At 37.1% G+C, this 501-nt stretch carries 1 protein-coding gene; it reads left to right on the forward strand.

Going from position 1 to position 501, the window contains the following annotated elements; translation table 11 throughout:
* On the forward strand, positions 1–501 hold a 501-nt coding region (locus EGI22_RS15610), incomplete at both ends, for an SdrD B-like domain-containing protein (protein WP_310588173.1).

The following is a 501-nucleotide window of genomic DNA, read 5'->3' on the forward strand; positions in this document are numbered from 1 at the left end:
CTAAAACCAGGAGACTATACAGTAACATTCACCAAACCAGGTGGCTATACAACGACAGATCCAAACCAAGGCACTGACGATACGAAAGACAGTGATGCAGACAAAACAACAGGAACGACTCAGATCGTAACTGTAGTAAGTGGTGAGACAAACAATACCTTGGATGCAGGATACTTCAAGCCAGCAAAATTGGGCGACTATGTATGGGAAGATGTAAATAAAAACGGCATTCAAGAATTAGGAGAAAAAGGTATCCAAGGAGTTACAGTTAAATTGACAGGAACAACTGGTAATGGTGCAATTGTAAACTTAACTGCAATTACAGATTTAAATGGATATTATCAGTTTAATGATTTAATACCAGGGTCATACGTAGTAGAATTTGTAACACCAGGATCAAATGGTGATTATACCAATAGTCCAAAAGATCAAGGAACTGATGATAGTGTTGATAGTGACGCAGATCAAATAACTGGTAAAACCTTACCAATTGTAATTAAA

The sequence above is a fragment of the Lacihabitans sp. LS3-19 genome (genome assembly GCF_024343575.1).
Classification (GTDB): Bacteria; Bacteroidota; Bacteroidia; order Cytophagales; family Spirosomataceae; genus Leadbetterella.